Consider the following 18,293-nt stretch of genomic DNA (forward strand, 5'->3'; position numbering starts at 1 on the left):
TTCATATCTGTTGGTTAAATAATTTAAAAAAAACCGTGGTATGAAATATTAAATGAATTTCATTATCTCGGTATCGTATCTAACAATGGTTACATTCAAAGAATTAGGACTTCAAGAAGAAATCCTTACTGCAATTGAGAAAATGGGATTCGTTACCCCATCTCCAATCCAAGAAAAAGCTATCCCACAAATCCTATCATCTGATCAAGATGTTATTGCATTGGCGCAAACAGGAACAGGGAAAACAGCAGCATTTGGGCTTCCAATTTTAAATAATTTATCAACTGATTCACAAGCGGTACAAGCTATTATTTTGTGTCCAACACGTGAGTTATGTTTACAAATTGCTAAAGAATTAGAATCTTTTTCTGCAGATATGCGTGGAGTACGTATACAAGCAGTTTATGGTGGTGCTGATATCACTAAACAAATTAGAGGTTTAAAAGATAATCCTCAAATCGTTGTAGGGACTCCAGGTCGTACAATGGATTTAATTAAGCGTAAAGCATTAAAAATTAACGATATTACATGGACAGTTTTAGATGAAGCTGATGAAATGTTAAACATGGGATTCCGTGATGAGATTGATTCAATTTTAGAAACTACTCCAGAAGAAAAACAAACATTATTATTTTCAGCTACAATGCCTTCTGAGGTTCGTCGTATTGCTTCTGAGTATATGCACAATCCAGTAGAAATTGCTGTAAGTAAAGTAAATACTGCATCAAAAAACATAGAGCATCACGTTTATTTAGTACGTTCATCTGATCGTTACTTAGCTCTAAAACGTTTAGCAGATTATTACCCAAATATTTATGGTATCGTTTTTTGTAGAACTCGTCGTGAAGCAAAAGATGTTGCAGATAAATTAATGCAAGATGGTTATAATGCTGATGCATTACACGGAGATTTATCACAATCTCAACGTGACCACGTGATGGAAAAATTCCGTAATCAAAATATCCAAATCTTAGTTGCAACAGACGTTGCTGCTCGTGGTATTGACGTTAACGAATTAACACACGTAATCAACTTTAATTTACCAGATGATCCAGAAGTTTATGTTCACCGTTCAGGTCGTACAGGACGTGCTGGTAACAAAGGTATTTCTATTATTATTTCTGGTGGACGTGAAGCTAGAAAAGTAAGAGATTTAGAAAAATTAATCGCTTCTAAGATAGAGCCTAAAAATGTTCCTACAGGAGCAGAAATCTGTGAAAAACGTTTAATTTCTTTAATCGAAAAAATCGAGAATATCGAAGTAGATGAAGAATTAATCGAGCCTTACATGGATACTGTAAACGAAAAATTATCTAGTTTAGATCGTGATACTTTATTAAAACGTTTCTTAACTGTAGAATTTAACTCGTTCTTAGAGTATTATAAAAATACAAAAGATATTACACCAGAAGGTGATCGTGGAGATAGAAATGATCGTTCTTCTAATCGTCGTGGAGGTCGTGATTTCTCAAGATTCTTTATTAATATTGGACAAAAACACAACTTACGTGTTCCAAACTTAATTGGATTAATTAACGAGCAAACTCGTAACCGTAATATCGAAATCGGTAAAATCGAAATTTTACGTAATTTCTCTTTCTTCGAAGTTGATACGCAATTTGAATCTTTAGTTTTAGAGTCTTTCAAAGATGCTCAACGTGATGGAGTTGATTTAGATGTTCAAATTTCTAAGCCAGAACCAAGACGTGGTGGAGGAGATCGCGGAGGTGATCGTCGTCGTAATGGCGGAGGTGATTCTCGCGGAAGAGGATTTAACAGTCGTCGTGACGGAGATCGTGAAAGAAGCGGAGGTTACCGTGGAGGAGATCGTGATAGAGATAATAGAGGAGGAGATCGCGGTGGTTACCGTGGTGGAGACCGTGATAGATCAGGATCTGGAGATAATAGAGGAGGAGATCGTGGTGGTTACCGCGGAGGAGACCGTAACAGATCAGGAAACTCAAGAAGAGGTAGAGATTAACATATTCTCAATAAATTATATAAAAAGGAATGATTTTATTAAATCATTCCTTTTTTTTGTTTTTAATGTATTGATTGATGATATAAATTATTTAAATTTAGTTTAAAAGCATTAATTAATGGATATTAAAAACTTATTTGACTCTATTCGATCAACCATTGAACAAGAAAACTATAATCAACTTAAAGATATAACAATCTTTAAACCAGAAAAATTTAACTGGGTTAGTGATATTTTCGAACCACATAATGTTGAAAAATTAGGAAATGAAAAAGCTCTTATTTGGAAATATAATGATAAAAGAGAAGATTATACTTTTCAAGATTTAGCAGAAAAATACAATCAATTTTTAAATTTTCTAAGGAAAAATGGAATAGAGCAAGGAGATAAAATGTTTTCTCAAGTTCCATTATTACCCATTACATGGATTAGTTATTTAGGAGCAATTAAAGGCGGAATAATTGTTATTCCAGCTGCAACAACCTTAGATACGAGAGATTTAATTTTTCGATTTCAATCCACTTTTCCCGAAATTGTTTTAGCAGATGAAAATAATGCATCAAAAATTGATGAAGCAGAATCTAATTTCGATAAAAAAATAAAAGTAAAACTTATTACAGAAGGTCAACGAGAGGGTTGGACAAATATTAATGAGTTGTGGAGTGAACCAAAAGATGCTGAAGCTGCTTCTACAAATTCTGATGACGATTTATTCTACTTTTTTACTTCTGGTACAACAGGATTACCAAAAATTGTTGTACATACTCATTTCACTTATCCTGTTGGTGGTTTTACAACTTCTGCTTGGGTTGGAATGAAACAAGGAGATATACATTATAATATTTCTCAACCAGGTTGGGCAAAATTTTTCTGGAGTAGTTTTTTTGCTCCTTGGAATATGGGTGCAACAATTTTAGGATACCACATAGATAAATTTATACCAGAAGAACAATTAAAAACAATAGAAGAGCTTGGTGTTACTACATTTTGTGCTCCACCAACAGCTTTACGCGTTTTAATACTTGAAGATTTAAAACAGTATAATTTTAATTTACGTCAATGCGTTGCCGCTGGAGAACCTCTCAATCCCGAAATAATAGATGTTTGGAAAGAAGGAACTGGCATTACAATTAGAGATGGATATGGACAATCTGAATCTACTGCAATGGTTGCTAATCTACCAAAAGAAAAAGTGAAATTTGGTTCTATGGGTAAGCCTACTTTTCTTTATGATGTTGTAATAGCAGATGATGAAGGAAATATTTTACCAAATAACGAAGAAGGAACCATTTGTGTTATTCACAAACCAGATACTGTCAATGGAATTTTTAAAGAATATTTAATTCAGAAAGAGAAAATGACTTCTGTTTTTAAACATGGTTTATATTATACAGGAGATAAAGCTTATCAAGATAATGATGGTTATGTTTGGTTTGTTGGGAGGGATGATGATGTGATTAAAGCTTCAGATTTTAGAGTTGGTCCTTTTGAAGTGGAAAGTATTTTATTAGAACATGATGCTATTATAGAAGCGGCAGTTGTTGCAAGTCCTCATCAATTAAGAAGTAATGCCATAAAAGCGTTTGTGGTTTTATCTTCAAATTTTAGTCCTTCGGAAGAATTGGCACTCGAGATATTTAATTTTACCGAGAAACATTTAGCAAAATATAAAATTCCGAGAATTGTTCAGTTTGTAGAAAGTTTACCAAAGACAGTTTCTGGAAAAATACGTAGAGTAGAATTAAGAAGCCAAGAGGCTGTGGATAAAAAAGATAATAAAGTGATTGAAAACGAATACTATCACAAAAAATATTAAATAAAATAAAAACGCCTACTTTGAAATCAAAATAGGCGTTTCTACTTAAAACTTTTCTTCTATAAAATCTTGAATTTTACTGGTAATAATTGGAACTGCAACCATTATTAGACCAGAGATAATGATTTTCGAAAGACCATTCATTGGGTATTTTTTAGAGGCTTTATCGCCAACCCAATTTAATGTGTTTTCTATTCTAGATGACGCAAAACTTGTATCGGATCTAAGATTACTCACGAGATTAACAGCTTTATTTACGAAAGAATTTTCATGTTTTCTTTCTGCTGCTTTCATTTGTAATTTTAGACTTCGTCTAGCATGTCTTAAATCTTCTAGATTTTTTATAGTTGACACTTCTTTTTGTTTTTTAGTCTTCGTCTTCTTCATCGTCGTCGTCGTCTTGGTTCAACATAGCTTCCATGGCATTTTCTATCGCAATATTAGTCAAAATTAATTTTACTTTCTTTTTGAATAATATACATAAAACCATTACCATAAAATATATTCCAGTTACGGTTAAAAAACCTAATCCAGTATCATCAAAGTAACTACCCAAAATAAATCCTAAAGCTAAGCTTCCTAATAATAAAAGAAACAGTGCAAAAACTGAAATAATTAATATATATATCCCACCTGCTAACATGCTGCTTAGTGAATCAACTAAATCATATTTTGCTAAGGTTATTCTATTATTAATATAGGTCTTTAGTTCATTAAACATAAGGAATATTATTTTCGGGTAAAGTTAGTTTTTATAATTAGAAAGTTTTATGTTTTTTTAAATTAAACTCCAACATTTTCTTGGAATTCGTCTTTAAGCTCCTCTTTTTTCTGATTTGCTTTAGATTTTAAATCTTTACCAGCTTCTTTTGCTTTTGCTACGAATTCATCTTTTTGTTCAGCCAATTTTGCTTTGATATCTTCTAATTTAGCTTCTAACTCTTTTTTAGATTTTTTAGCTTTTTCAGAAAAATCATTAGCATACTTGTCTAATTCTTTTTTGTATTTGTCAGCTTCTTTTTTCAATTTTTTTCTTGTGTCAGCTCCAGATTCTGGTGCATATAATAATCCCACTACTGCTCCGATTGCTGTTCCGATTGCTAAACCTGCTAATAATTTAGTCGCATTATTTAATTTACTCATAATTTAGTTTTTTTTGAGATTAAACGTATTTATATTTACATCATTAAAATTACAAAAACAATACCAAAAAAAGTCAATACAACTTTAAAAAAATACAATAAATGTTAATATTATCAGAAAAATCTCAAAATATGCCTGCTTCGCCAATCAGAAAGTTGGTGCCATACGCAGATGCAGCTAAAAAAAGAGGAACAAAAGTATATCATTTAAATATTGGTCAACCTGATATTGAATCTCCTAAAGCAGTTTTAGATGGTTTAAAGAATTTTCCTTCAAATGTTATTTCTTATACACATTCGGAAGGTACATTAGATTACCGTCAAGCTTTAGCAGACTATTATACAAATAGAGGAATTAATTTAGATCCTACTAATTTTATTGCAACATTAGGAGGTTCTGAAGCTTTATTATTTATTTTCGGAATTATTGCAAATCCAGGAGACGAAGTTATTATTCCAGAACCATTTTATGCAAATTACAATGGGTTTACTTGTGAGAATGATGTAAATATTGTTCCAGTACCATCTACAATAGAAAATGGTTTTGCTTTACCATCTGTAGAAGAGTTTGCTAAGAAAATTACAGATAAAACACGTGCTATTTTAATATGTAATCCTGGAAACCCAACTGGTTATGTATATTCTAAAGAAGAATTAAATCAATTAAAAGAATTAGTTCTTGCACATGATATTTATTTAATTTCTGATGAAGTTTATGCTGAGTACTTATATACTGAAGAAGAATTTACATCAGTTTTAAGTTTCCCAGAATTAAAGAATAATGCAATTGTGATAGATTCAGAATCTAAACGTTTTTCTTTATGTGGAGCTCGTTCTGGAGCTTTAATTACTAGAAACGAAGAATTTTTGAATGCAGCAATGCTTTATGCACAAGCTCGTTTAAGTCCAGTAGAAATATCACAATATATTGCAACGTTAGCACACAGAAATGTTGGAACATATTTCGAAGATTGTCGTGCAGAGTATTTAAAACGTCGTAATACATTAGTAGAAGGATTACAACAAATACCAGGAGTTATTTGTCCAAATCCAAAAGGAGCATTCTATTGTATGATTCAATTACCTGTAGATAATGCAGAAAAATTTGCAATTTGGTTATTAGAATCATTTAGTTCTGATGGAGAAACTGTTATGTTAGCTCCAGGAGCTGGATTTTATTCTACTCCAAATTCAGGTTTACAAGAAGTACGTTTGGCTTATGTTTTAAAAGAAGAAGATTTAATACGTTCTGTTGAATTATTAAAAATTGCTTTAGAACAATATCCTGGTACAATTAGATAATCTAAAAACATATCGAAATGAATATCATCGAAAATTATTCATTAAAATTATATAATACATTTGGTATTGAAGCGAAAGCAAAATATTTTGCAGAAGTTTCAACTATTCAAGATTTAAAGAAAGTTCTAGTTTTTCGTCGTCAAAATAATCTACCAATTTTATTTATTGGTGGTGGAAGTAATTTACTTTTTGTTGATGATTTTCCTGGTGTTGTTTTAAAACTTAATTTAAAAGGTATCGAAATCATTAACGAAAATGATAACGAAGTCTTTGTAAAAACACAAGGAAGCGAAAACTGGCATAACTTTGTTCTTTGGACATTGGAAAATGATTTCGGAGGATTAGAGAATCTTTCTTTAATTCCTGGGAATGTTGGTACAGCACCTATGCAAAATATTGGTGCATATGGAGTAGAGGTAAAAGACTATATTACCGAAGTACAAACACTTCATCTTGAAACAGGAGACGAAAGAATTTTTACAAACGAAGAATGTAATTTTGGTTACCGTGAATCTGTTTTTAAAAATGAGTTGAGAGGTCAATACGTTTTAGTTGCTGTAACTTTTAAATTATCAAAGAAAAATCATACGTTACATTTAGATTATGGTGCTATAAAAACAGAATTGGAACAGGAGAATATAACAGAACCTACAATTCAGAATATTAGCACAGCTGTAATTAGAATTAGAGAAAGTAAATTACCAGATCCTTCTCAAATAGGTAATTCTGGAAGTTTTTTCAAAAATCCTGTTGTAACAATCGAAGAGTTTGCTGAGATAGAGAAAAATTATCCAACAGTTTCTCATTTCAAAACAGATGCTGGTGTTAAATTAGCTGCTGGTTGGTTAATTGAGCAAGCAGGTTGGAAAGGTAAACGTTTTGGTGATGCTGGTGTTCACGATAAACAAGCATTAGTCTTGGTAAATCATGGAAATGCTACTGGTAGAGAAATTTATGATTTATCTGAACAAATTATAAATGATATTAAAACTAAATTTGGTGTTACATTAACCCGAGAAGTTAATATTATAAAATAAATTTAAATCCCGCTAATTAGCGGGATTTTTTATAACGTTCTGAATAATTTTTACAATTTCGTCTAGTCCATCTGTCAAAGCAGCAGGACCAGGCTGAAGAATTAATTCAGATTTTATTTCAAATAGATGATTATTTTTAATTGCGGTTATATTCTCAAAACCAATTCTTTCTTTTACTTTATCTGGTTTAAACATTTTTCCACACCAAGAACCAATAATAACATCAGGATTTCTTTCTATAACTTGTTCATGTAATAAAATACGTTGTTTTGCTAAGTTTTTATTTTTTAACTCAGGGAAAGCTAATTTACCTCCAGCAATCTCAACTAATTCGTTTACCCAAGTACTACCAGCAATAATAGGTTCGTCCCATTCTTCAAAGAAAACAAGAGGTTGAATATTATAAGTAGATGCTTGTTGTTTTATTCTTTCAATTTTAACTTCGTAATTTTTTACTAATTCTAATCCTTTCTCTAAACATCCAATTAGAGATGTAAATTGTATAATCATATTCAGAATTCCTTCTACAGTATGATGATTAAAGATGAAAACATTAATACCTCTTTTTATTAATTCTGCTGCAATATCAGCTTGTAAGTCAGAATAACCAACAACTAAATCTGGTTTCAGATCAATAATTTCATCAAATTTAGCATCTAAAAAAGTAGAAACCTTTGGTTTTTCTTTTCTAGCTTGTGGAGGACGATAGGTAAAACCACTTATACCAACTAAACGATGTTGTTCGCCGATTAAATATAAAATTTCTGTTCCTTCTTCGGTTAAGCAAATTATACGTTGTGGATAATAATCTTTCATTATCTAAAAGTATAAAATAAATTAGATATTAGATATTAGATATTAGATATTAGATATTAGATATTAGATATTAGATATTAGATTACATCATAAACACTTTTTTCACGTTGAGCTTGACGAAACGTCATTTATATATTCGTTCATTTTATCAAACTTTGTAATGCTGAGCCTGTCGAAGCATTCTCCATATTCTTTTGTTTGCTAAATCGCAACCAAAAGGAGGTATTGAAATCACTATCGCTATTTTAGTAAAAAAAGAAAGAGATAAATTAAAGATTATCTAGTAGTGCGTTTTTTATTAAATTTTCTGAAAAATAATATAAGTCACTATCTTCTGGCATCTGATTCTCTAAAATAATTAAACTTATTTTCTTTTCAGGAATATAAATATCTAATGCAGAATAACCATTTCCTAAACCAGTATGTCCTAAATAAGTTATATTATTATGTTTTGCAATTCTAATATTATAACCATATCCCATTGGTTCTTTACCAAATAAATCATGCTGAGATTTTATAGACTCACTTGTCATTAATTTATATAATTTTTTAGGTAATATCTTTCCTTTATGTAAAGCATTGTTCCAAATTAGTAAATCACCAGCAGTAGAAATAACACCATCAGCCGGATAACTTTCTACGCTAATAGGATCATTAACTTTATTTGGCTTATCAGTAAAAAAATATCCATTAGCTAAATTGGGATTTTGCAGAGAAGAATAAAATGAAGTGTTATTCATCTTTAGTTTTTTAAACAAATTATCTGCAAGATGAGCGTAAGATTGTTCAGTAACTTTTTCTAGAATTTTTCCTAATAAAATATTAGAAAGGTTTCCATATTTAAAATTTGTACCAGGCTCAAACAACAAGGGTTTTTCTATGTCATCAATACCATGAGAATGGTTTAATAAATGATGTACAGTTACAGCGTTTGCCCATGGTTGTGTAAGATTAGGAAGATAATTTTTTATAGATTGATTAAGCGAAATATTCCCTTTCTCAACTTCTTGTAGAATTAAAACAGCTGTTATTTGTTTTGTAATTGACATGATTTCAAATTGAGTATCCATGTCAAGAGGAATTTTTGCATCAATATCTTTATATCCAACACTTTTTTGGTAATTTATTTTATTATCCTTTGCAATAAGTATTACACCGTTAAAAGGAATAGTTTGTTTTGACTGTAGAATACTATCAATTTTGTAACTATAATTTTTTGAGCTTTGTGCGTTAATGAATGTTATTAAAAATAGGAGATAAATAAAAGAGAAAATTCTTACAATCGATTTCATATGTTTTCTATAAATAAGGTTAGTAAAAATAAAAAATATCGCTCCATGTGGAGCGATATTTAAAATTTATTTTTTAGAAAAATATTATTTATTCTTAGAATTAGCGCAGCTATAATCAATTGGACCATCGTTAGGAATTTCTTTTAAAATTTCTAATAAATATTTCCAGTATTTCTGTACAGAAACAATTTCAACTCTTTCGTCTGGTGAATGAGCTCCAGAAATATTTGGACCAAAAGAAATCATATCTAAACCAGGATAATTTGTTCCAATAATACCACATTCTAATCCAGCATGACAAGCTACAACTTTTGGTTCTTCACCATTTTGTTTAATGTAAATAGCTTTCATAATTTCTAGAATTTCAGATTGAGTGTTTGCTTTCCATCCTGGGTAAGAACCAGAAAATTTAACATCAAATCCACCTAATTCAAATCCACTTTTTAATGTTTGTGCTAAAGCTTCTTTTCCAGATTCTACAGAAGAACGTGTTAAACATAAAACTCTAACTTTTCCTTCGATAACTTCTACACGAGCAACATTATTAGATGTTTCTACTAAACCTTCAACATCAGGACTCATACGGAAAACACCGTTATAAGCAGCCATAATTGTTTGAATGAATACTTTAGAATCTAATGTAGACATTGCATTAGTAACCTCTGTAGGCTCTAATGTAATAATCATTTTAGGTTCTTTTGTTTGATATTCTTCAATAATTTCCGCTTGTAATGTTTCGAAAGCTGTTTTAAATCCTTCTACATTTTCAGTAGGAATAACAATTTTTGCCCAAGATTCACGTGGAATAGCGTTGCGTAAACTTCCTCCTTCCATGTGAGCAATGTGAATATTATATTCTATACCAACATTAAGTAAGCGTGCAATTAATTTATTTGAGTTTCCTAAACCTTCGTGAATTTGCATTCCAGAATGTCCTCCATTTAAACCTTTTAATGTTAAAATAAAAGCAGTTCCGTTTACTTCTTCAGCAGAATATGATTTTGTTGCAGTTACATCAACACCACCAGCACAACCAATATCTAATTCGTCGTCCTCTTCTGTATCTAAATTTAAAAGAATTTTACCCGATAAAAAACCAGCTTTTAATCCTAATGCACCAGTCATTCCTGTTTCTTCATCAATTGTAAAAAATGCTTCAATAGCTGGATGAGGAATATCTTTAGATTCTAAAATTGCCATAATTGTAGCAACTCCAATTCCGTTATCAGCACCTAATGTAGTACCGTTTGCTGTAACAAAACGATTATCCTCAATATACATTTCAATACCTTGTGTATCAAAATCAAATTCTACATCATTATTTTTCTGACAAACCATGTCTAAATGTGATTGCATTACAACTGTTTTGCGATCTTCCATTCCTGGGTAAGCAGATTTTTTGATTAAAACATTACCAACTTCATCAGTTTCAACTTTTAAACCTAAGTCTTCTCCAAATTTGATGATAAATTGACGAACTTTCTCTTCTTTTTTTGATGGTCTTGGAACCGAATTTAAAGCAGAAAAGTTTTTCCAAATGGCTTTCGGTTCTAAGTTTAAAATATCGTTATTCATTGTTTTTTATTTACAAGGTCAAAGTTAGTGAATTGTTAGAACATAGCTGAGTGAAAGAAAGTTTTAATTTTTTTAAATTGATGGTCTATACAATTGATAAAGTTTCAATAATTCATTTAAATTTGTTTTTAGATTATTTATAAAAAGTATGTTTAAGTTTATTCGTAGAGTTCTACTTTATTTATTTTTAGCTCATATATTATATATTGTTGCATTAAAATGGATTAATCCTCCTTTTACAATTACACAAGTTCAACAAATGGTAGAACAAGGTAAATTTAATAGAGATTATATTTCATATGATGAAATGGGTAGAAATATAAAATTAGCTGTTATTGGTTCAGAAGACCAGAAATTTCCTACGCACAATGGTTTCGATTTCGAAGGAATTGAGAAAGCAATGGAGAAAAATAAGAAAGGTAAAAAGCTAAGTGGTGGTTCAACAATTTCTCAACAAGTAGCAAAAAATGTATTTCTATGGCAAGGTAGATCTTGGTTGAGAAAAGGATTAGAAGTTTACTTTACTTTTATGATAGAAAAGATATGGGGTAAAAAAAGAATCTTAGAAATGTATCTTAATACATCTGAGATGGGAATAGGTGTTTTTGGAGTTGAAGCAGCTTCTGAATATTATTTTAAAAAACCTGCAAAAGATCTATCTAATAATGAAGCGGCTAGAATTGCAGCGGCATTACCACTTCCAAGAAAATATAATGTAAATCCTCCATCTCCTTATATTAGTAGACGCGCAAGTCATATACAGAGACAAATGCGAAATATACAAGGAGGAGCAGATTTGGAAAAAATATTAGATTAATAAAATACTATAACACTTATAAAAGATGGACGAAAGTTCATCTTTTTTTATATAAAAAAATGACCAAAGGGTTTACTTTGGTCATTCAAGTAGTTTACTGTTTACATTATCATACAGAGTTAACCTAACAATAATATAACAATAGGTTTTGGTTAGTAATAGGTTATATCGGTTGACTCAAAGTTATAAAAAAAAACAATAATACGATAAGTGAAAAATAAAATGACAATACTTAAAAACTATACCATTATAGGTTTATTTTATAATATCATAGTTTTAATTTATTGTACAAATAGGGATAGGTGCATAATAAAATGTATAAACACTTTATTAGCAATTTGTTTTATTTAAATTCATTAAATATAACATTCTGTTTTTGTTTAAAAAGAGTAAGATAATTTATGATGATTTTAAACCTATTTTTTTAAAATAATGTATAAACTTTTTTAAAAATAACTCAGTTTTTATTAAAAATTACCATAAAAATTCTTCAAAAATTGATTTTTAAATTAATAGTTATTCATAAATATTGCTTTTTTTTTGACAAAATCTTCGTAAAATGCTGTTTTTTATAAATTTTTATTTGTTAAATAATCGTTTAGAAATCATTTATACACAGTTAAGTTGTTAATATTTAAGTAAGTTTATGTTTTATAAGTATTTAAATTTAAGTGATTTGATTTTTTATCATATCAAAATTTGTATAAAAGTACATTATAGTACTATTATTTGTTTAAAAAGTGTATTTTTGTATAAAGTAATTTAAAATTTAGTATTAAATGCTTTAATCTCTTATATGAAGAAAAAAATAGCCATAATTGGATCTGGGTTTTCTGGTATTTCTGCTGCTGCATATCTAGCAAAAGGAGGCTATGAAGTGCATGTTTTCGAAAAACATAATCAACCTGGTGGTAGAGCAAGACAATTTACAACCTATTTGGGTTATCAATTCGATATGGGACCAAGTTGGTATTGGATGCCTGATATTATGGATAAGTTCTTTAAAGACTTTGATTGTAAATCTTCAGATTTTTTCGAATTGATTTCTCTTAACCCTCAATTTGAAATGATTTTTGAGGATGAAACAATTGCTATTCCAGAAAAATATGACGACTTAAAACTATTATTTGAAAAAATAGAAACTGGTGCTGGTGATTTATTAGACAAGTTTATGCAATCTGCTAAATATAAATATGAAGTTGGAATGCAAGATTTTGTAAATAAACCATGTCATAATTGGTTAGAATTTATTTCTCCTAAAATTGCAAAAAGTGCCATAAAGTTAGATTTGCTATCAAATTTTAGAAGTTATGTTTCAAAATTTTTTAAGAATAAAAAATTGAGAACATTAATGGAGTTTCCTGTTATCTTTCTTGGCGCTTCACCAAAGAATATTCCAGCATTGTATAGTTTAATGAATTATGGAGGTTATGCTTTGGGTACACATTATCCTAAAGGAGGATTTTATCAGTTGGTATTAGCTATGCAAAAAGTAGCCGAAAATCAAGGAGCAATATTTCATTTTAGTCATACAGTCGAAAAAATAAATACGCAAAATGGTGATATAAAATCTCTATTAATAAATGGTGAGTTAAAAGAATTTGATTACGTAGTTGCTTCATCAGATTATCATCATACAGAAAGTTTATTAATAGAAGATGAAAGAAATTATACACAAGATTACTGGCGTAAGAAAACATTTGCACCGTCTAGTTTAATTTATTATTTGGGAATTACAGAGGAAATACCAAATTTAAAACATCATACGCTTTTCTTCGAAAATGATTTAGATGAACATATAGATTGTATTTATGGTGAAAAGAAATGGCCAGAAAAACCTCTTTTCTATGCTTGTTGTCCATCTAAAACAGATAAAAATGTTGCACCGGAAAACTGTGAGAATTTATTTTTATTGATGCCATTGGCAATTGGTTTAGATGATGAAGAGGAAACAAGAGAAATTTATCTGAAAGAAATGCTTCAACGAATAGAGAAATTAACTGGAGCAAAGGATTTATTATCTAAAATAGAATATAAAAAAAGTTACTGTGTAAGTGATTTTGTAAACGATTATAATGCCTATGGTGGTAATGCTTATGGGCTAGCAAATACTTTAAACCAAACTGCTGTACTTAAACCAAAAATAAAAAATAAAAAAGTAAATAATCTATATTATACAGGTCAACTAACTGTACCAGGACCAGGAGTTCCTCCATCTATAATTTCTGGTAAAATTGTTGCTCAAGAAATATGTAATCTTAAAACTTAACATTAAATGAAAAAATTGTTTGACGAACTTGCTTACGATGTAAGTAAAAAAGCAACCCAAAAATATAGCACAAGTTTTTCTTTAGGGATATTAGCATTAAAACCAGCTATAAGACCAGCTATATATGCTATTTATGGTTATGTTAGGTTGGCAGATGAAATTGTGGATAGTTTTCATGACTACGACAAAGAAAAATTATTAAATAGATTAAAAATTGAAACAGATAATGCATTAGAAGAAAGGATTTCACTTAATCCAATCTTGCAATCTTTTCAAGAAACCATTCATAAATATGCTATAGATAGAGAACTTATAAATAGATTTCTACATAGTATGGAAATGGATTTGCAACAAGTAGAATATAATTCTGATTTGTATAACGAATACATTTATGGTTCGGCAGAAGTTGTAGGGTTAATGTGTTTACAAGTTTTTACAGAAGGTAATAAAAAACAGTATGAAGAGTTAAAACCTTATGCAATGAAATTAGGTTCCGCTTTTCAGAAAGTTAATTTTTTAAGAGATTTAAAAGATGATTATCATGTTTTGGGAAGATCATATTTTCCTAATATTGAAATGAATATTTTTGATAATCAAGTGAAGTATAAAATAGAAGAGGAAATAAAAAAAGAGTTTGAAGAAGCTCTTGTTGGAATTAAAAAATTACCAAGTTCATCTATGTTTGGAGTTTATTTAGCTTATAAATATTATCTTTCTTTATTCGAGAAGATTAAAAATAAATCATCCGACGAAATTTTAGAAAATAGAATAAGAATTCCTAATACTCAGAAAGCTTATGTTGCTTTTAAAAGCTATTTACGTTATAAATCAGCTTTTTTGTAATGAGAATAATTGTAGGATTTTTATTATTGGTTTCAATGCAGCTTAATGCACAAAATAATACATTAAATTTTTTTAGAGAAAACTATATAAAAGCAGTTTCCGATAAAAAACTATGCCTGCAAATGATTAAAGAATTGGAAGAATTAAAAGGTGAACCCATTTTTTTAGCATATTTAGGAGGTTTGCAAAGCGTTAAAGCGAATCATGTTTTTAATCCCATTAAAAAATTAAGTACATTTAATAGAGGAAAAAGTAACATAGAAAAAGCAGTGAAATTATCACCAACAAATCCAGAAATTAGATTTATTCGCTTATCTATTCAAAAAAATATACCAGGATTTCTTGGATATAAGAGTAATATACAAGAAGATATTAAATTAATTAATTCCAACCAATTTGCTATTTCATCAAATGTTGTTCTTCAACATATAGAAGAACTTATAAAAAAATAAATATGAGACATCAGTTATATAGAGAACAACAATTAAATTGTAATGTAGAAGAGGCTTGGAAATTCTTTTCTTCACCTAACAATCTTTCTAAAATAACACCAAAAGACATGGCATTTACAGTTCTCTCTAAAGATAGTGATCAACCTATTTTTGTTGGAATGAAAATAGACTATACTGTTTCACCACTTTTTAATATTCCATTAAAATGGACAACAAAAATTATTCAGGTAGAAGAAAATAAGAGTTTTACAGATTTTCAAGAAAAAGGACCTTATAAATATTGGCATCATTTCCATGAGTTTATTCCAAATGAGAACGGTGTTTTAATGAAAGACACTGTCGATTACGAATTGCCTTTAGGTTTTTTAGGAAGTATAGCGCATCAAGTAATTGTAAAAGATAAATTAAAAAAGATATTTGATTATCGTTTTCAAGTTTTAGATCAATTTTTTAATCAATAACATATGCTTAATTTTTTAATCGTACTTGTTGTATTTATATTAATGGAAGGCGCAACTTGGTTAATACATAAATATGTTATGCATGGTTTTTTATGGTATTTACATAAAGATCATCATGACCATAGTAATGAAGGTGATTTCGAAAAAAATGATTATTTCTTTGTCATTTTTGCATTACCAACAATTGCTCTCATGTATTTTGGATCATTAAATAATTTTAATTATTTGTTTTTTATAGGTTTAGCAATAATGTTATACGGAATGGCGTATTTTTTTGTACATGATATCTTTATTCATCAGCGATTAAAATATTTTACAAGAACTAAAAATTCCTATTTTATGGCCTTAAGAAGAGCGCATAAACAACATCATAAACATTTAGGAAAAGAAGAAGGTGAGTGTTTTGGTTTTTTATATGTACCAATGAAATATTTCAGAATGTATTTTAATAAAGGAAAATAATGATACAATATACTTACGCGCTAATTTTATTTTTTACAGTAATTATTTGTTTTATAGCTTCGTTTGATAAGCGAATATTATTCAATAAACATTTTGGTTCTTTTATAAAAGCATCTACAATAGTTGCAATTCCTTTTATTGCTTGGGATGTTTGGTTTACAGCAAATGGAGTTTGGTGGTTTAATACAAATTATACAATTGGAATTAACATAGGAGGATTACCATTGGAAGAATGTTTGTTTTTTATTTTTATTCCCTTCTCATGTGTTTTTACTTATTTCTGCATCGATAAATTTTTTAAACTAGATTGGTTAAGCGGTTTCAATAATTTAATAACCTTTGTTACAATTATAATTTGCTCTGTAGTTGCATTGCTACATTATGATAAGATTTATACTTTAGTTACTGCTGTTATAACAATTATTACGTTAATCTATTTACACTTTATTGCTAGAGTAGATTGGATAGGGAAGGCATCACTTATTTTTACAATTTTAATGTTGGGTTTTTTTCCTGTAAATGGAGTTTTAACGGGAACAGGATTAGAATCACCAATAGTAAATTATAACCCGAAAGATTTTTTAGGAATTAGAATGTTGACAATTCCAATAGAAGATGCAGTTTATGGATATACACAGTTTTTATTAAACTTATATTTTTTCAAATTATTTCAAGCTAAAAAATCAATCAAAAACGAAAATATAAATGAAGGATAAAATTGCTATATTTTGGTTTAGAAGAGATTTACGTTTAGAAGATAATGTAGGTTTATATCAAGCTACAAAATCTGAATTTCCTGTTTTACCAATTTTTATTTTTGATGCTACTATTTTAAATCAACTAGAAGATAAAAAAGATAGGAGAGTAGATTACATTCATCAAGCCTTATCAGAAATTAATCATCAGTTAAAATCTCACCAATCTAAATTGCAAACATTTTACGAAAAACCAAGTGATGTTTACAGAGATTTAGCAGATAAATATGATATACAAGCGGTTTACTGTAACCGAGATTATGAACCAAGCGCTATTAATCGAGATACAGAAATCTATAATTTTTTTAAAGAAAAAAATATACCATTCAAAGCATATAAAGATCAAGTTATTTTTGATAAAAATGATATTTTAAAAAAAGATAATACTCCTTATACTGTTTATACACCTTATGCAAAGAAATGGAAAGAAAATTTAGTGAAAGAAGATTATCAATCTCATAAAACTAATTTTTCGAACTTCTACCAACAACCATTTTCAGAAATTCATTCACTAAAAGAAATTGGCTTTCAGAAAACAGCTTATAAATTTATTCAGCCAGTATTAGATAAGGAAATTATAAAAGATTACGATCAGTTTAGAGATTTTCCAGCTCTTCAGAAAACAACACAATTAGGAACAGCTTTACGTTTTGGTACCATAAGTATCAGAAAATGTGTTGCTTTTGCATTAAAGCATAATGCAACATGGCTCTCAGAATTAATTTGGAGAGAATTTTTTATGCAAATTTTATATCATTTTCCTAATGTTGTCAATCAATCATTTAAAAAGAAATACGACGAAATCCAATGGCGTAATAATGAAATAGAATTTGATAAATGGTGTCAAGGAAATACGGGCTATCCAATTGTAGATGCAGGAATGCGACAATTGAATGAAACTGGTTACATGCATAACCGTGTCCGAATGATAGTGGGAAGTTTTCTTTGTAAACATTTATTAATAGATTGGCGCTGGGGAGAAACTTATTTTGCTCAGAAATTAAATGATTATGATTTATCTGCAAATAATGGAAATTGGCAATGGGCAGCAGGTTCTGGCTGTGATGCTGCACCATATTTCAGAGTTTTTAATCCAACACTGCAAACAGAAAAATTCGACAAAGAACTTAAGTATATAAAAAAATGGGTTACAGAATTTGAAACCCTAGAATATTCACAACCAATCGTAGAGCATTCTTTAGCTAGACAAAGAGCATTAGATGTTTATGGTAAAGCGCTAAAGTAGGTTTTAATAAATATTTAATATTTTTTT

General features: G+C 29.2%; 18 protein-coding genes. 12 read left to right on the forward strand and 6 right to left on the reverse strand.

Going from position 1 to position 18,293, the window contains the following annotated elements; all coding sequences use genetic code 11:
* Positions 1-52: 52 nt before the first annotated feature.
* Both BUA86_RS15275 and BUA86_RS15280 read left to right on the forward strand, forming a co-directional pair.
* On the forward strand, positions 53-1,981 hold the full coding sequence (locus BUA86_RS15275; RefSeq protein ID WP_244891559.1) for a DEAD/DEAH box helicase: 1,929 nt from the start codon (positions 53-55) through the stop codon (positions 1,979-1,981).
* A gap of 118 nt (positions 1,982-2,099) precedes the next feature.
* The gene (locus BUA86_RS15280; protein ID WP_178300433.1) at positions 2,100-3,797 is read left to right on the forward strand and encodes an AMP-binding protein; all 1,698 of its coding nucleotides are present in this window, start codon (positions 2,100-2,102) and stop codon (positions 3,795-3,797) included.
* A 45-nt stretch (positions 3,798-3,842) separates the two neighbouring features.
* Here BUA86_RS15280 and BUA86_RS15285 read toward each other — a convergent pair whose 3' ends face one another.
* From BUA86_RS15285 to BUA86_RS15295, 3 genes are all read right to left on the reverse strand, one after another.
* The gene (locus BUA86_RS15285; RefSeq protein ID WP_072934018.1) at positions 3,843-4,184 is read right to left on the reverse strand and encodes a hypothetical protein; all 342 of its coding nucleotides are present in this window, start codon (positions 4,182-4,184) and stop codon (positions 3,843-3,845) included.
* A complete protein-coding gene (locus BUA86_RS15290; protein ID WP_072934019.1) occupies positions 4,165-4,518 on the reverse strand; it encodes a phage holin family protein in 354 nt (117 codons plus the stop codon). The genes BUA86_RS15285 and BUA86_RS15290 overlap by 20 nt, the downstream gene beginning before the upstream one ends.
* A 62-nt stretch (positions 4,519-4,580) precedes the next feature.
* Positions 4,581-4,940 carry a YtxH domain-containing protein gene (locus BUA86_RS15295; protein ID WP_072934020.1) on the reverse strand — a complete coding sequence of 120 codons (360 nt, stop codon included), beginning with the start codon at positions 4,938-4,940 and terminating at the stop codon, positions 4,581-4,583.
* 101 nt (positions 4,941-5,041) lie between these two features.
* Between BUA86_RS15295 and BUA86_RS15300 the strand changes: the two genes are divergently transcribed.
* Entirely contained in the window at positions 5,042-6,241 is a 1,200-nt protein-coding gene (locus BUA86_RS15300) for a pyridoxal phosphate-dependent aminotransferase (RefSeq protein ID WP_072934021.1), read from the forward strand.
* Between the two features lie 17 nt (positions 6,242-6,258).
* On the forward strand, positions 6,259-7,278 hold the full coding sequence (gene murB, locus BUA86_RS15305) for a UDP-N-acetylmuramate dehydrogenase (RefSeq protein WP_072934022.1): 1,020 nt from the start codon (positions 6,259-6,261) through the stop codon (positions 7,276-7,278).
* A 12-nt stretch (positions 7,279-7,290) separates the two neighbouring features.
* On the opposite strand, the gene BUA86_RS15310 is transcribed toward murB, so the two are convergent.
* The 3 genes from BUA86_RS15310 to BUA86_RS15320 all read right to left on the reverse strand — a co-directional run bounded on the left by BUA86_RS15310 (position 7,291) and on the right by BUA86_RS15320 (position 10,961).
* Positions 7,291-8,094, reverse strand: a complete 804-nt coding sequence (locus BUA86_RS15310) for a cobalamin-binding protein (RefSeq protein ID WP_072934023.1) — start codon at positions 8,092-8,094, stop codon at positions 7,291-7,293.
* 269 nt (positions 8,095-8,363) lie between these two features.
* Complete coding sequence (locus BUA86_RS15315) at positions 8,364-9,386, reverse strand: serine hydrolase domain-containing protein (RefSeq protein WP_072934024.1); 1,023 nt, start codon at positions 9,384-9,386, stop codon at positions 8,364-8,366.
* 84 nt (positions 9,387-9,470) lie between these two features.
* Positions 9,471-10,961: an aminoacyl-histidine dipeptidase gene (locus BUA86_RS15320; RefSeq protein WP_072934025.1), complete on the reverse strand. Its 1,491-nt coding sequence runs from the start codon at positions 10,959-10,961 to the stop codon at positions 9,471-9,473.
* Positions 10,962-11,109: 148 nt separating this feature from the next.
* Here BUA86_RS15320 and mtgA point away from each other — a divergent pair, with 148 nt between their 5' ends.
* From mtgA to BUA86_RS15360, 8 genes are all read left to right on the forward strand, one after another.
* Entirely contained in the window at positions 11,110-11,778 is a 669-nt protein-coding gene (gene mtgA, locus BUA86_RS15325; protein ID WP_072934026.1) for a monofunctional biosynthetic peptidoglycan transglycosylase, read from the forward strand.
* Positions 11,779-12,565: 787 nt separating this feature from the next.
* Entirely contained in the window at positions 12,566-14,047 is a 1,482-nt protein-coding gene (locus tag BUA86_RS15330) for a phytoene desaturase family protein (RefSeq protein ID WP_262891217.1), read from the forward strand.
* 6 nt (positions 14,048-14,053) lie between these two features.
* Positions 14,054-14,890, forward strand: a complete 837-nt coding sequence (locus BUA86_RS15335; RefSeq protein ID WP_072934028.1) for a phytoene/squalene synthase family protein — start codon at positions 14,054-14,056, stop codon at positions 14,888-14,890.
* Positions 14,890-15,342: a hypothetical protein gene (locus BUA86_RS15340; RefSeq protein WP_072934029.1), complete on the forward strand. Its 453-nt coding sequence runs from the start codon at positions 14,890-14,892 to the stop codon at positions 15,340-15,342. The genes BUA86_RS15335 and BUA86_RS15340 overlap by 1 nt, the downstream gene beginning before the upstream one ends.
* 2 nt (positions 15,343-15,344) lie before the next feature.
* The gene (locus BUA86_RS15345; protein ID WP_072934030.1) at positions 15,345-15,803 is read left to right on the forward strand and encodes an SRPBCC family protein; all 459 of its coding nucleotides are present in this window, start codon (positions 15,345-15,347) and stop codon (positions 15,801-15,803) included.
* 3 nt (positions 15,804-15,806) lie between these two features.
* Positions 15,807-16,265: a sterol desaturase family protein gene (locus tag BUA86_RS15350; protein WP_072934031.1), complete on the forward strand. Its 459-nt coding sequence runs from the start codon at positions 15,807-15,809 to the stop codon at positions 16,263-16,265.
* On the forward strand, positions 16,265-16,981 hold the full coding sequence (locus BUA86_RS15355; RefSeq protein ID WP_072934032.1) for a lycopene cyclase domain-containing protein: 717 nt from the start codon (positions 16,265-16,267) through the stop codon (positions 16,979-16,981). Before BUA86_RS15350 ends, BUA86_RS15355 begins: the two co-directional genes overlap by 1 nt.
* On the forward strand, positions 16,971-18,266 hold the full coding sequence (locus BUA86_RS15360; protein WP_072934033.1) for a cryptochrome/photolyase family protein: 1,296 nt from the start codon (positions 16,971-16,973) through the stop codon (positions 18,264-18,266). The genes BUA86_RS15355 and BUA86_RS15360 overlap by 11 nt, the downstream gene beginning before the upstream one ends.
* Positions 18,267-18,293 lie beyond the last annotated feature (27 nt).

The sequence above is a fragment of the Chishuiella changwenlii genome, from assembly GCF_900142565.1.
GTDB lineage: Bacteria > Bacteroidota > Bacteroidia > Flavobacteriales > Weeksellaceae > Empedobacter > Empedobacter changwenlii.